The sequence below is a fragment of the Maribacter sp. 6B07 genome (genome assembly GCF_002700155.1).
GTDB lineage: Bacteria > Bacteroidota > Bacteroidia > Flavobacteriales > Flavobacteriaceae > Maribacter > Maribacter dokdonensis.
The window spans coordinates 247,255-260,412 of the sequence record NZ_PDUT01000004.1 but is presented as its reverse complement, the minus strand read 5'-3'; the positions used below and the strand labels follow the sequence as shown (position 1 = coordinate 260,412).

Below are 13,158 nucleotides of genomic sequence, written 5' to 3'. Positions count from 1 at the left end.
GTTCCCACGCTAAAAAGCGTGGGCAGGCTTTCCATTTCAATCTTTTGCAAAAAGGTAAAAGGATTTTCATTGCAATCCTTAACTCAAAAAAATGATCGTACTAATAGCACCGGAAAAAGATATTCCTAACGAAATTGAACTGCTACATCAATTGTTTCAGGAAGGTTTGGAATATTATCATCTAAGAAAACCTTTTAAGGACTATCAAGAACATTGTGATTATTTGAATGCTATAGATTCAAAATATCATAATAGGATCGTAGTACACTTACATCATGAGCTGATCAATGATTATCCTCTAAAAGGGTTGCATTTTCAAGAACAAATGCGAATAGATCATATTGATAACCCCGGTCAGTACTTTAAAAAACTGAATATGTATGGTAAAACCATAAGTTCCTCTTTTCATGACCCACAGGTATTGGAAGATTGTGAATTTGAATTCGATTACCATTTGCTGAGTCCCGTTTTTACATCCATCTCTAAAAAAGGATATGAAGGCAAAGGTTTTAATGTTAACCATAGTACTAAATTGATTATAGGTATGGGCGGTATTACCTATACCAACATAGCAGAAACCTTAAGTTTAGGGTTTAGGGGAATTGGGGTCTTAGGCGGTGTATGGAATATGGACAACCCTATACAAAGCTTTATAAGCTTAAAAACGGCATATGAGCAGGCATGTATGGAAAAGCGGCAGGCACAATTAAAGAACAATACAAAAGGCAATTAAGCAGTAAAATATATGATTCCGAAATTACACTATATATCACAGGGACAAACACCCGAAGAGCATTTAGAGCACATTCAAAAAGCATGTACCGCAGGAGCGGAACTGGTGCAGCTACGCCTAAAGAAGTTACCGGGAAAAGTGGTTTGGGAAACCGCAAAAAAAGCAAGGGAGATCACGGAAAAATACCAGACGAGATTAATAATCAATGACTTTTATAAGATTGCCGCTTCGGTAAAAGCGGACGGAGTACATTTGGGAAAGACCGATACCTGCCCTACCGTTGCTAGAAAAGAACTGGCATCATGGCAAATTATTGGCGGTACGGCCAATACCTTAGAAGATTGTGAAGCTTTATTGGATAAGAAAGTGGATTATATAGGTCTAGGTCCTTTTCGTTTTACGAAGACCAAAGAAAATTTGAGTCCGATTTTAGGCTTAAACGGGTATTTGACCATCCTTGAAGAATTGAAATCGCAGGTACCGGTTATTGCCATAGGTGGTATTGTTTTAGAAGATGTTACGGAACTAATGAAAACAGGTGTTCATGGTATTGCGGTATCTGGCGAAATAACCCGAAACTTCAATTCCATATCAGAATTTAAAAAATTGATTAATGGAGGTCCTCTTGATGAGCAGCGTTGGATCTCAGATGAAAAGATAAAATAATATGTTACAGATCGCAGATAAAAAGTTTAGTTCACGATTGTTTACGGGGACAGGGAAATTTAGCTCGTCGTCATTAATGAAAGAAGCTTTATTGGCTTCTGAAAGTGAGTTGGTCACCGTTGCCCTTAAACGTGTAGATGTGGAAGATACACAAGATGATATATTACGGCATTTACAACATGAACGTATAAATTTATTGCCCAATACATCTGGGGTGCGTACGGCAAAAGAAGCGGTATTTGCCGCGCAATTATCTCGTGAGGCTCTAGAGACCAACTGGGTGAAATTGGAAATACATCCTGATCCAAAATACTTGCTGCCAGACCCAATAGAAACCTTAAAAGCGGCAGAAGAGCTTGTAAAATTAGGGTTTGTGGTGATGCCCTACATACATGCCGATCCCGTTCTGTGCAAACGATTGGAAGAAGTTGGAGTGCAATGTGTAATGCCGTTAGGCGCTCCAATAGGCAGTAACAAAGGCCTGAAAACGCAAGATTTTCTAGAGATTATAATAGACCAGAGCAATGTTCCGGTTATCGTTGATGCCGGTATTGGGGCACCATCACATGCTGCCTTTGCGATGGAATTAGGTGCAGACGCAGTGCTGGTTAATACGGCAATAGCGGTTTCCCAACATCCTGTTGAAATGGCAAAAGCATTTAAAATGGCCGTAACAGCGGGCAGAATGGCCTATGAAGCAAAATTGGCTCCGGTAGTGCATAAAAAAGCCGAAGCAAGTAGTCCGTTAACCAGTTTCTTGAACTAAATAACATGAGCAATTTTAAGTCGGTCTTTGATACCTATAATTGGGATAAAACCTTAGAGAGTATTTTTGCAAAAACGGAGCATGATGTGTTACGTGCCTTGGGCAATTCTAAACGCGATTTAGAAGATTTCAAAGCATTGATTTCGCCTGCTGCAAAACCTTATTTGGAGCAAATGGCGCAGTTAAGTAGGCAGTTGACCAAAAAGCGCTTTGGCAATACCATACAAATGTATTCGCCCATGTATTTAAGCAACGAGTGCCAAAATATTTGTACCTATTGCGGATTTAGTATGACCAATAAAATACCGCGAAGAACCTTGACCGATGCTGAAATATTAAAGGAAGTTGCCTATATAAAATCTAAAGGTTATGACCATATTCTTTTGGTAACCGGTGAGGCAAACAAAATAGTTGGTGTAGACTATATCAATAATGCCTTACAATTGATTCGTTCTCAATTTGCGAATATTACTATTGAAATTCAACCTTTATTGCAAGATGAATATGAGCTATTGATCGAAAGCGGATTGTATGCTGTGTTGGTATATCAAGAGACCTATCATAGGGACGAATACAAAAAACACCACCCCAAAGGTAAAAAGTCGAATTTCGATTTTAGGTTGGATACGCCCGATCGCTTGGGCAAGGCGGGTATTCATAAAATTGGATTAGGTGCTTTATTTGGGTTGGAAGATTGGCGTGCCGATAGTTTTTTTACAGCACTGCATTTAAAATATTTACAGAAAACCTATTGGAAGACAAAATACTCCATTTCTTTCCCACGGTTAAGACCACATTCGGGCGGGCTGGAACCTAAAGTTGAAATGACGGATCCAGATTTGGTGCAGCTAATTTGTGCTTTTCGGTTATTGGATGAAGATGTAGAACTTTCTATATCTACACGGGAAAGTGAAATATTTAGAAATAATATTGTCAATTTAGGCATTACCTCCATAAGTGCAGAATCCAAAACCAACCCAGGTGGGTATGCCGTAGCGCCAGAATCATTGGAACAATTTGAAATATCTGATGAAAGGCCAACGGAGGAAATTACGGAAATGCTGAAAGCACAAGGCTTAGATGTGGTTTGGAAAGACTGGTCTAACAATTGGGAGTAAACATATTATTGGGGTAACATATATGATGCCCAAACCTTAATTGAGAAATTCATTGTCGGTAACGGGATCAAACCATTGTGCCGGACCTTGATGACGATCCGAGATTGCAATATGTGCAACCGTTGAATTTGGAGTGGCCCCATGCCAATGTTTAACATTTGGCATACATTTTATAGTCTCGCCATTACGCAATATACGCTTTGGTTCTCCCTCCTCTTGGTAATAACCTTCTCCTTGTGTTACAATCAATATTTGTCCTGCAGGATGTGAATGCCAATGGGTACGTGCACCGGGTTCAAAGGTGACTAAACCAGCATACATGGTATTTAATCCGTCTGGAGGAGCTAACATATTTAACCATGCAGTTCCTGTAAAGTGGTCATTGGTTATTTCCGTTCCTTTTGGGAATATAGTTTCTTTCTGCTTAAGGTGACTGGTTCCGCTACATCCTACCACGAATACCATAACGATACTGATGTATATTAATTTTCTAATTAGCATTATATCTTATTTAATCGGTTACATTTTCTAGAGCCCTAGCAAGAACATCTTTTGCAGTTTTCGCGTGCTCAGGTGAGGCCGTACGTTCTATAGTGGATATAAAGTGTTGCATTTGACTTGGTTGCCAACCTACGTTCAATGAAAGGTTTAGGTGACTGGTTAGCATGGGCTCTAAAGCACCTAAACTTGCTATGACAGAAATGGTCACCAGTTCACGTTGTTTATATGTAAGTACATCGCGCTCAAAAATATCGGCAAATAGATGTTCTTTAAGAAACCTGTCCATTTCAGGGGAGAATTCTTGATATTCCGGTTTAGGTCCATCTAAGGGTCTACCTATCAAAGTCTCTAAAATTTTCTTTCCTCGCATATATTTTTCGCCTGTATCTGGAATAGGAGTAGCCTCTACTCCCCTTTCATCAATAACTCCCATTTCTTTACGGTCATCAAGCACTTGTAAAAAAGTTTGTAAACCACGAATACTTCTTGGGAATCCGGCATAGGCGTACACATGTACCAACACTTCCTTAATTTGGTTAACGGTGAGCTTATTATCCAGCCCATCATGAAGCGCAACCTTTAAGTTCTCTAAATCACCTTGTGCAGTATAACTTGCAATTTTGATGATACTGGTTTCTTTATCAGTTAAAGCATTGTTTAATGTTAATTCTTGCGCGTTAGATTGAAAACCGATAAAAAATAATACCCAAAATAATACTGTTGCCGTGTCAAGGATACTGCTTAAACGCATGATAGGTTTAGTACTCAATTGTTTTAATTTCATAAGGGGTATATTAGTCTTTCAGCTGATCGGCAACACTATCATAATATTCTTGCGATACCACTTCGGTCCATGTGGTGGGTTGTCCTCCTCCATAAATTGCTAAATAAGTGACATCACTATCCTTGGTTGAAGCATGCCAGTGTTCTGTTTCTTTATCACATTTAATCACATCGCCTGCTTTAAGCATCACAGGGTCTTTTCCTCTTTCTTGATAATAACCTTCACCGTCAACGTAAATAAGAATTTGAGAAGTTGAATGTTTGTGCCAGTCTAATGTAGAATTTGCCTTAAAAGTGGCTTTAGTAATATTAAAGTCAGTTTCATCATCTGCCTGTAATACACCGTTCAACCACGCTTCACCAATATAATGCGTATTTGGTGCTTTAAAGCCTTCGTCTTTGTATGAAGATACATTGTAGTCCGTATTTTGGGCAAAAATGTAAATGGGAAGGATAAACAGGACTGTTGTAATTAGATTTTTCATTTCCTTGTTTTTTAGTTTAATTTCTTTTCTTCTAGCCAATTGTACATCAGATCGGCTATATACTTGCTTTGTTCATTACAACTAGCAAATAAAAGTATGCTTGCAAGTGCTAATGTATTACTTTGTTTAAATAGTCATTTTAATAAGGGGTATACCTTTTCTTAAATCTTTCTTTTTGTTGGAAAACTATAGTTTAAAAGAATACTCCACGTAAAATCGTCATCGGGTAATATTTGCGTGCTAATGCCTTTGTTTATAACTCCGGTCAATGAAAATGGACAGTTCTTCTTCGCTATGGTTAAAAATCCCGAAGTATAGTACCCCGTAAGTTCACCTGAAGTAAGATAGTAAACTTGTGGCGTAAAGTTTAAAAATAACGAGTTTGAGAGAGCTATTTGATTGAATGAAAGATTGAATACCAAAAAATTAGTTTCTTTCACTCCTTCGTCAAAACCTCGACCATGACTTCATGAACATCTGCCTTTTTGTAATCAATGAGTCCACCTCTAATAATATTACTTCACGGTCTTTATATCAGTTGTTTATTTAGCATTATTAATTTTTTAGTGTTCAATTTTATGGGTATCACGTACACTGCTAAATGTCAGGTCCAGTAATTTCCAATCTTCTCCTTCCATTTTATAAAATTCTGTAACCGTAAATTCATTTTCAACATCATTTCCCCTTACATGTGCCGTAAGCGTAATACGGTTCCAAAGTACGGCGGTATCGTCACCAAATGTTTCTACAGCAACGTCATGTACTTCTGCATTTTTGTACCAAATACTTCCGGTCTTGATAATTTCTAGTTCCCTTTCTTTTTTCCAAGAACCACTCATATGTACAAATTTGGATTTTTCATGAAATAGCTTTTCCAAATTATCTATATCCTTATCAGCCATCCATTGCCATTTTAATGTTGATAGTGTTTTAATTTCTTCCTCGATTTCGGATTGTGCTATTGCATTGAAACTTCCTAAAATAGTAATGAGAATGGCGAAAATCTTAATTTTTGTTTTCATTTTATTATTGTTATTAATTAGTATTATACTTTAGTTTGTTTAATGGTATTCCTTTAATTTTTCGAAAAACTATAGTTCAAAAGAATACTCCACGTAAAATCGTCATCGGGTAATATTTGCGTGCTAATGCCTTTATTTATGACTCCGGTCAATGAAAATGGACAGTTCTTCTTCGCTAAAGTTAAAAATCCCGAAGTATAGTACCCCGTAAGTTCATCTGAAGTAAGATAGTAAACTTGTGGCGTAAAGTTTAAAAATAACGAGTTTGAGAGAGCTATTTGATTGAATGAAAGATTGAATACCAAAAAATTAGTTTCTTTCACTCCTTCGTCAAAACCTCGACCATACAAATAATACATGCCTACTCCTATTTTATTGGTAATTTGATATTTAGGTACCACTTCTGCGCCTAAGTATCTTCTAGATTCTAAAATAGCTTCACTTTGTCCGTTACGTATGATATTGACCGTTCTAAAATTTAATCCCGGATGAGCCCCTAACCTTAAAGAGAACTTTTCATTCTCCATTGCTTTGTACCTGAACCAAAAAAGCATGGTCCATGGTTTGCCTTCGAGCGAAAAACGCATATCTGGTTCAAAACTGAATTTCTTTTTAATAAACTTTAAATCGAATAACAAAGCAGGATCACCTAAAGAAAAAGAAGGAACCAATGATACGCCATTATGGGTAATACTGGCAGTACCTCTAAAATCATCTAAAAACATGTTGTTTTTCTCTTGTTCATTTTCCTGCGCATAAGAGGTCATGCCTAATAGCAATAGCAAAAAAGTTCCTATCTTCTTCATTTAACGTGATTACTTTGCCAAAATTACGCTAAGAAAACAGGTGCTATACTACCCGAATAACTGATGTTTATACCATTATTACTGATATTGTCATTACACTTGATGATTTGTCTATCAATAGGTTATCTTTATTTTAAAATCAACCGGTTGTGAAAAATATATTGGAAATCAAAACCATTGCAGATTACTTTAAACTAAGAAATTACGAGGTACTTCACCCGTTGGTGGGTATTGTAGACTTTTTTAGGGTAGATGAAAGCGGATATACCAATAAATCCTATGACGGATTTCATTATAGCTGTTATGCTATTTTTTTGAAAGATGCAGTTGGCTGTAAATTAAAGTACGGCGGTAGTTCATACGATTATGATGAGGGTACCTTGGTTTTTATGGCGCCCAACCAAACTATAGAATTTGGGGGATATGAACCGGGTTATGTGCCAAAAGGTTATGCCTTGTTATTTCACCCGGACCTTTTATTGGGTACGGACTTGGCTAAAAAAATACATGAATTTAATTTCTTTGCCTACTCCAGTAATGAAGCCTTGCATCTGTCGGCAAAAGAGCGAAAAGTAATTTTGAGTTTATTGGATAAAATCCAATTTGAACTAGAACAGCCTATAGATAAGCATAGCAAGAAACTGATCGTTACCAATATTGAATTGTTTTTAGATTACTGCCTTCGTTTTTATGATCGTCAATTCATTACACGAGAAGTGGTGAACAAAGGAACCTTAGAAAAGTTTGAAAACCTTCTAAGTAGCTATTTTTATTCGGATAAACCAAAAACCAATGGATTGCCGTCAGTAGGTTACTTTGCTGATGAGCTACATTTATCTTCCAATTATTTTGGGGATTTGGTTAAAAAGGAAACCGGTAAATCTGCACAAGAATATATTCAGTCAAAAATGATCGATGTGGCAAAAGAGAAAGTATTCGATCCAAATAAATCGGTAAGTGAAATCGCGTATGAACTAGGTTTTAAATATCCGCAACACTTTAGTCGGTTATTCAAGCAAAAGGTGGGACATTCACCAAAGAAATTCAGGGCCTCTCTGAATTAATCAGAGTAAAGACTATATATAAGCATTATTTAAATAAACCCTGCAAATTTTCTATAACACCAAGCGCCGCTTTTTCACCGGCAATCATTGCGGCATTTAATGAACCGTTTAATTGTACGTCACCTGCCAAATATATAGTTTCGGTTAAGCGAGTTTCAGAAGGTGATATTTCATATTGCAAATCACTTAATTTTGGTAGTGACTTAGGAATGCTGTAGTGTTTTATAAATGAGCAAGTGGTTATACCACAAAATTCTTTCAGCTCCTTTTGTACTTGGTCAACAAGAGTATTCCCGGATAAGCCCTGATTATTCACCACGGTAACCGATAGTAATTCTTTACCGCCATTTACGGATGTCTTAAGACCGGTATGGTAAACAATATTGTTGATCAATGTGTTTTGATCAGGAATTAATCCGATCAACGGTTTTTGAATTGCCCTGTCTTCCGTTTCAAAATATAAAGTATCACAACACTTCCAATCAATTTTCTGATTCTTTAAGTTTTGAATTAAGCTACTAGCTTCAGTTGCAACGATAATAAAATCACTTACTATTTCTTGTCCATTTCTAAGAATAATTTTACCATCTACGACTGAGGATACGGCTGAGTCATACGTAACCGTAGTATTTTCTAATTTCTGTAATAATTGTTTAGGAATTTCTTCAATGCCACCTTTAGGTAATGCAGCACTGCCTTCACCAAACATTTTATAAACAAACTCAAACATTCTGCTAGAGGTTTCTAGTTGGTCTTCTAAAAATATTCCGCTAAAGAAGGGTTTAAAAAAATCATTGATCATACTTTCAGAGAAATCTAGTGCTTTTAAATAAGAAAGAGTAGATTGTTCTTTGTCTGAGAAAATCTCCTCAATAGTTTTATTCTTAAGTCTAGTATTTAATTTTAGAATCTTTATTTTATCTGAAAATGAGCCAACGTTGGCAAGAAGAGTTGAAAAAAGTAGGGATGTATCCCTTAGCGGATCACCTATTACCTCTTGTTTTTTATTCTTGAAAATTGACGCGCCAGGTAAAAAGTGTTGTAGCTCCAAAGATTTATAATCTAGATATTTTTGAGCAGCTGGATATGCAGTTAACAATACTTGAAAACCTTGATCTAATTGATAACCATTTATCTTATCTGTCTTTACCCTACCTCCAACTCTATCCGTAGCTTCAATAATTATAGGAGAAAATCCGTTTTGTTCTAAAACAGTCGCAGCTATCAATCCACTAACCCCAGCACCTACAATATGTATTTTATAATCCTGCTTATCCATGTTTACCTACTTCACTTTATTACTATTTCTAAATTGAATAAGCTTAATTAAGAAAGCATTTCAATTTTTTTCATTATTTCATCGGCTTCAAAAGCTTTTTGATCGCTCATTTTTCTATTGGTGGTAGAAAGTTTATGAGCTTCACTCAACAATTTTTCATATTGAGATTGTAACTTTTCTTTTTCCGACTTTTTTTTAAATATTCCGAACATAATTTTAATATTACTCATGAATTGTATCTCTACAAATTAGACACTAAAAATACATAATGTTTAATTAATACAATAAATAGTTAAACAAAATAATCCAAACCTAGCTGTTATTGAAGTAATTAAGTTGAAATTTATCGTACTAACATAAAAAAATACCGCTTAAAAACTTAGACATATGAATTTGTACGACTAAGCTTTTAAGCGGTATATGTTCTTGTTGAGCAGTACTAGTGCTGCTTATAACTATTCTTGAAATTAATTTTTGATAAGTCCTTGACCTTCAATCCAAGGAGCTCCAGATTTTTTCAATTCACCTTCAAGTGCTGGTAGTTCGGTTTCTATTATCGGCTGAAGCTTGGTCTTTACTTTCTTAAGCTGACTTTGTACACGACTTAAAAAGGCTTTATGTTCACCTGTTGGTCCGTAGGTAGTTCCTAAGGCTCTCCACCCTATTGAACTACCATCACTGGCTGTAGGGTTAGAACGTTCACCTATTTCTTCTTTTATCTCATCACCGTTTAACTCCTTATCGATAGCCAATAAGTTGTTTTTAGTATCGTATAATTTTTTATACAAATCTTCAGAAGGATTAGGTGCTTTGTTCAAGGCACGTAACATGGCATTAACGGTTTTTTGACTTGTGGACAAGGCAATATTTGTAGCTGTTAAATCTTGTTGAAAAGCAAAAGCAGCTTCTCTAAAATTACTGATTTCTTCATTTGACTTTCTAGGTAAAGCACTTTCAAATACAGGTGTTACATTAAATAATTCCGGACCTTGTAAAACAGTATTCACTCCATCTTCACGCTTCATTAATGTTACTGAATATTCGCCCGGTGTAACCATAATGCCACCTCCACGGCGACCACGTCTTCCTCTTGGGGCTTCTAAACGTTCTCCATTTTTATTTGGATAGCTCAAATTCCAGCTTACGCGATTAAAGCCTTCTTTGTTGGTACCTTTTACGCTGTTTATCACATTTCCGCTAGCGTCTTTGATTACCAATACGATTGATGGTCCATCTTGTAATTTCTCTTCTTCCAGCGCATCCCATCCAGGAAATTTGCCTGTACCTTTTTTCTCCGCAGCTTTACGAATGTCTTTTTTTGATTTTAGTTTATTAGACATGAAATAAGTAAATGTTGCGCCAAAAGGAGGGTTTTCACCTATCCATTCAGCATCACCTTGGCTACCTACCCTACTAGATGGTTTATACCATGGCACGGTTTTAACTGGGAAAAGTTTAGCCGAAGCACTAGCATCATATTCACGCAATGGTGAAATATCATCTAAAATATAGATACCTCTAGCGAACGATCCTGCAACCAAATCATTTTCTCGACGTTGTATGGTAATATCTCTAATAGGAATATTAGGCATACCATCTTCAAGCTTAGTCCATTTACCACCACCATTTAAGGTGACGTATACACCGAATTCAGTGGCAGCGAAAAGTATATCTTTTTTAACATGGTCCTGTACCAGTCTCCAAATCAGTAATTTATTCGGTAGGTTACCATTGATTAAAGTCCAAGATTTTCCTTTGTCACTACTTTTAATAATATATGGTTTGTAATCTCCGTATTTATGATTGTCTAATACAGCATATACCACATTTGCGTCAAAAAGATCCGCTCTAACATCATTTACAAAGGGAGTTTCAGGAACACCTTTAATGTTATTTAGGCTAAATTTTCTCCACGTTGCTCCACCATCTTCAGTAACTTGAATAAGTCCGTCATCCGTACCGGCATAAATTAAACCTTCCTGTTTAGGAGATTCAGCTAGTGAGGTTATGGTATTGTAATTGGACATCGCTTTAATATCCCAAGCATTGTCCCAGCTTTGCGATGTTCCATAGTAAGGAAACTCCATCCGTTCTTGGTTCAATGTAAGGTCTTCTGAAATAGGTTCCCAAGCATCTCCCCTGTTTTCTGATTTCCATACACGTTGCGATGCAAAATATAAGCGAGTTGGGTTATGTGGACTCACAAGAATTGGAGCATCCCAATTGAAACGTTCAAACGGGTCACCTTCCCTGGCTTGAGGTTGTATAAAAACACTTTCTAAAGTTTTACTATCAATTCTCCATAACGCCCCCTGCTGAAATTCACCATACGTAATATCAGGATTACCAGGTTCTGTAGCCGTTTGTGCACCATCCGCACCTAGGGTTTTCCACCAATCTGCACTAGCGATACCATCGGAACTTCTGGTACGTGAAGGTCCGCCATGTGAACCATTATCTTGCGTACCACCGTACACATTATAAAAAGGTTTTGCATCGTCAACGGCAATTTTAAAATATTGGGTTATAGGCAGGTTTCTTACATATTTCCAGCTTTTGGTATTATCAAAACTTTCATATAAGCCACCATCAGTACCGATTAATAAATAATTTGGGTCCGATTTTTTAAAGACCAGTGCATGACTGTCACTATGTTGGTTAGACCTGCTCATTTGTGTAAAGGTCTTCCCGTGGTCTTTAGTTACCAATGCACTATTGTTCATAAAGTAAACCGTACCTTCTTCATGTGGCGAAGCAATAATTTCTTGATAGTAATGCGGACCCGTACCACCAGAAACGGCATCGGATTGTTTAACCCAAGATTCTCCACCATTGTTGGACATATAGAAACCACCTTTGGTCCTGTCAAGCTCAAGCGCGGCATAAATAACTTCCGGGTTAAATGGGGACATAGCCAAGCCCGTTTTACCAAGATTGGATTTTGGGATTCCATTTTTTAAAGGTTTCCAAGATTCACCACCATCCGTACTTTTGTGAAGTCCAGAACCAGGACCGCCGCCTAAATAGCCGGCAACAGTTCTGTGTCTTTGCCATGTAGCCGCATATAGAACATCAGGATTGGTTGGATCTATTAGCATATCTGTTGCTCCAACCCATTCAGCATCACCCAAGGTACGTTTCCAAGTTTTACCACCATCTATAGTTTTATAGACACCACGATCGCCACCTTTACTCCATAAAGGACCTTGTGAAGCTACCCAAATGGTGTCGGAATCGGTAGGATGTACAATAATTTTGGAAAGGTGTTCAGAATTTTCTAGACCCATATTCTTCCATGTTTTACCATCATCATGACTAACATAGATCCCATCACCAAAACCGGCATGGCGACCACCTACGTTTTCACCTGTTCCTACCCAAATAGTGTGTGGATTACTAGGGTCTATGGTTACACAACCCATTGAATAGGCACCTTGTTTTTCAAAAATAGGTGTCCAGGTAGTTCCAGAATTCATTGTTTTCCACATGCCGCCAGAACCAACGGCTACGTACCAGATATTTTCATTTTCAGGATGAATAGCAATATCGGCAATACGACCAGAGGTCATTGCAGGACCAATATTTCTAAATTTTAGTCCACTAAAGGGATTTTTGTTTTTTTCTTGTGCACGCAAAGAGAACCCGATACTACTAATGCATAGCAATAGTAGTACAGTTTTAATAATAGTTTTCATAGTTTGATTGTAGTTTAATTTGTGTTGTAACTTCGAAATAGAAAATAAAGGGTAAAAGACAAGTTGAAAATCTACCAACTGTCCCTTAAAAAGAACTCAAATTTACTATTTAGATGTAGCTTCAAATTAGTGAAATTACTAGGGTTAAGAAGATTATTTAATACTCTTTTAACTTACAATTATAAATTTAATAGTTGTAGGGTATATTATTTAGAATTGGTTATTAAACAGTTGCGATTT

14 protein-coding genes are annotated in these 13,158 nt (G+C 36.8%); 5 read left to right on the top strand and 9 right to left on the bottom strand.

The genetic code is table 11. The features are described 5' to 3' along the window. Window positions 1–91: 91 nt before the first annotated feature. The 4 genes from CSC80_RS15235 to thiH are packed head-to-tail and all read left to right on the top strand — an operon-like array spanning window position 92 to window position 3,283. On the top strand, window positions 92–733 hold the full coding sequence (locus tag CSC80_RS15235) for a thiamine phosphate synthase (RefSeq protein WP_099192937.1): 642 nt from the start codon (window positions 92–94) through the stop codon (window positions 731–733). Window positions 734–745: 12 nt separating this feature from the next. Next, the gene (thiE, locus tag CSC80_RS15230; protein ID WP_099192936.1) at window positions 746–1,399 is read left to right on the top strand and encodes a thiamine phosphate synthase; all 654 of its coding nucleotides are present in this window, start codon (window positions 746–748) and stop codon (window positions 1,397–1,399) included. A gap of 1 nt (window position 1,400) precedes the next feature. Further along, complete coding sequence (locus tag CSC80_RS15225) at window positions 1,401–2,165, top strand: thiazole synthase (protein ID WP_099192935.1); 765 nt, start codon at window positions 1,401–1,403, stop codon at window positions 2,163–2,165. 5 nt (window positions 2,166–2,170) lie between these two features. Beyond that, entirely contained in the window at window positions 2,171–3,283 is a 1,113-nt protein-coding gene (gene thiH / locus CSC80_RS15220; protein ID WP_099192934.1) for a 2-iminoacetate synthase ThiH, read from the top strand. Window positions 3,284–3,319: 36 nt separating this feature from the next. On the opposite strand, the gene CSC80_RS15215 is transcribed toward thiH, so the two are convergent. The 6 genes from CSC80_RS15215 to CSC80_RS15190 all read right to left on the bottom strand — a co-directional run bounded on the left by CSC80_RS15215 (window position 3,320) and on the right by CSC80_RS15190 (window position 6,880). Beyond that, entirely contained in the window at window positions 3,320–3,784 is a 465-nt protein-coding gene (locus CSC80_RS15215; protein ID WP_236973411.1) for a cupin domain-containing protein, read from the bottom strand. Between the two features lie 10 nt (window positions 3,785–3,794). Further along, window positions 3,795–4,568 (bottom strand): carboxymuconolactone decarboxylase family protein, encoded by a 774-nt coding sequence (locus CSC80_RS15210; protein ID WP_236973410.1) that lies wholly within the window; start codon window positions 4,566–4,568, stop codon window positions 3,795–3,797. A 10-nt stretch (window positions 4,569–4,578) separates the two neighbouring features. After that, entirely contained in the window at window positions 4,579–5,052 is a 474-nt protein-coding gene (locus CSC80_RS15205) for a cupin domain-containing protein (RefSeq protein WP_099193377.1), read from the bottom strand. A gap of 161 nt (window positions 5,053–5,213) precedes the next feature. Next, window positions 5,214–5,492, bottom strand: a complete 279-nt coding sequence (locus tag CSC80_RS19355) for a hypothetical protein (RefSeq protein ID WP_143751762.1) — start codon at window positions 5,490–5,492, stop codon at window positions 5,214–5,216. A gap of 123 nt (window positions 5,493–5,615) precedes the next feature. Next, window positions 5,616–6,074 (bottom strand): nuclear transport factor 2 family protein, encoded by a 459-nt coding sequence (locus tag CSC80_RS15195; RefSeq protein ID WP_099192932.1) that lies wholly within the window; start codon window positions 6,072–6,074, stop codon window positions 5,616–5,618. A gap of 53 nt (window positions 6,075–6,127) precedes the next feature. Then, window positions 6,128–6,880, bottom strand: coding sequence for a hypothetical protein (locus CSC80_RS15190; RefSeq protein ID WP_099192931.1), 753 nt, complete (start codon window positions 6,878–6,880; stop codon window positions 6,128–6,130). Between the two features lie 149 nt (window positions 6,881–7,029). On the opposite strand from CSC80_RS15190, the gene CSC80_RS15185 reads away from it, so the two are divergent. Beyond that, window positions 7,030–7,944 carry a helix-turn-helix domain-containing protein gene (locus CSC80_RS15185; RefSeq protein ID WP_099192930.1) on the top strand — a complete coding sequence of 305 codons (915 nt, stop codon included), beginning with the start codon at window positions 7,030–7,032 and terminating at the stop codon, window positions 7,942–7,944. Between the two features lie 25 nt (window positions 7,945–7,969). On the opposite strand, the gene CSC80_RS15180 is transcribed toward CSC80_RS15185, so the two are convergent. From CSC80_RS15180 to CSC80_RS15170, 3 genes are all read right to left on the bottom strand, one after another. Continuing rightward, window positions 7,970–9,223, bottom strand: coding sequence for an NAD(P)/FAD-dependent oxidoreductase (locus CSC80_RS15180; RefSeq protein ID WP_099192929.1), 1,254 nt, complete (start codon window positions 9,221–9,223; stop codon window positions 7,970–7,972). A 47-nt stretch (window positions 9,224–9,270) separates the two neighbouring features. Beyond that, window positions 9,271–9,435 carry a Lacal_2735 family protein gene (locus tag CSC80_RS15175; RefSeq protein WP_058104242.1) on the bottom strand — a complete coding sequence of 55 codons (165 nt, stop codon included), beginning with the start codon at window positions 9,433–9,435 and terminating at the stop codon, window positions 9,271–9,273. Window positions 9,436–9,690: 255 nt separating this feature from the next. Then, complete coding sequence (locus CSC80_RS15170; RefSeq protein WP_099192928.1) at window positions 9,691–12,918, bottom strand: glycosyl hydrolase; 3,228 nt, start codon at window positions 12,916–12,918, stop codon at window positions 9,691–9,693. Window positions 12,919–13,158: the final 240 nt, after the last annotated feature.

Excerpts from the sequence above, each read along its gene's own strand:
- CSC80_RS15210 (WP_236973410.1), bottom strand. The coding sequence starts at position 4,568 with ATGAAATTAAAACAATTGAGTACTAAACCTATCATGCGTTTAAGCAGT.
- CSC80_RS15205 (WP_099193377.1), bottom strand. The coding sequence starts at position 5,052 with ATGAAAAATCTAATTACAACAGTCCTGTTTATCCTTCCCATTTACATT.
- thiH (WP_099192934.1), top strand. The coding sequence starts at position 2,171 with ATGAGCAATTTTAAGTCGGTCTTTGATACCTATAATTGGGATAAAACC.
- CSC80_RS15190 (WP_099192931.1), bottom strand. The coding sequence starts at position 6,880 with ATGAAGAAGATAGGAACTTTTTTGCTATTGCTATTAGGCATGACCTCT.
- CSC80_RS15215 (WP_236973411.1), bottom strand. The coding sequence starts at position 3,784 with ATGCTAATTAGAAAATTAATATACATCAGTATCGTTATGGTATTCGTG.
- CSC80_RS15235 (WP_099192937.1), top strand. The coding sequence starts at position 92 with ATGATCGTACTAATAGCACCGGAAAAAGATATTCCTAACGAAATTGAA.
- thiE (WP_099192936.1), top strand. The coding sequence starts at position 746 with ATGATTCCGAAATTACACTATATATCACAGGGACAAACACCCGAAGAG.
- CSC80_RS15180 (WP_099192929.1), bottom strand. The coding sequence starts at position 9,223 with ATGGATAAGCAGGATTATAAAATACATATTGTAGGTGCTGGGGTTAGT.
- CSC80_RS15225 (WP_099192935.1), top strand. The coding sequence starts at position 1,401 with ATGTTACAGATCGCAGATAAAAAGTTTAGTTCACGATTGTTTACGGGG.
- CSC80_RS15175 (WP_058104242.1), bottom strand. The coding sequence starts at position 9,435 with ATGTTCGGAATATTTAAAAAAAAGTCGGAAAAAGAAAAGTTACAATCT.
- CSC80_RS15195 (WP_099192932.1), bottom strand. The coding sequence starts at position 6,074 with ATGAAAACAAAAATTAAGATTTTCGCCATTCTCATTACTATTTTAGGA.
- CSC80_RS15170 (WP_099192928.1), bottom strand. The coding sequence starts at position 12,918 with ATGAAAACTATTATTAAAACTGTACTACTATTGCTATGCATTAGTAGT.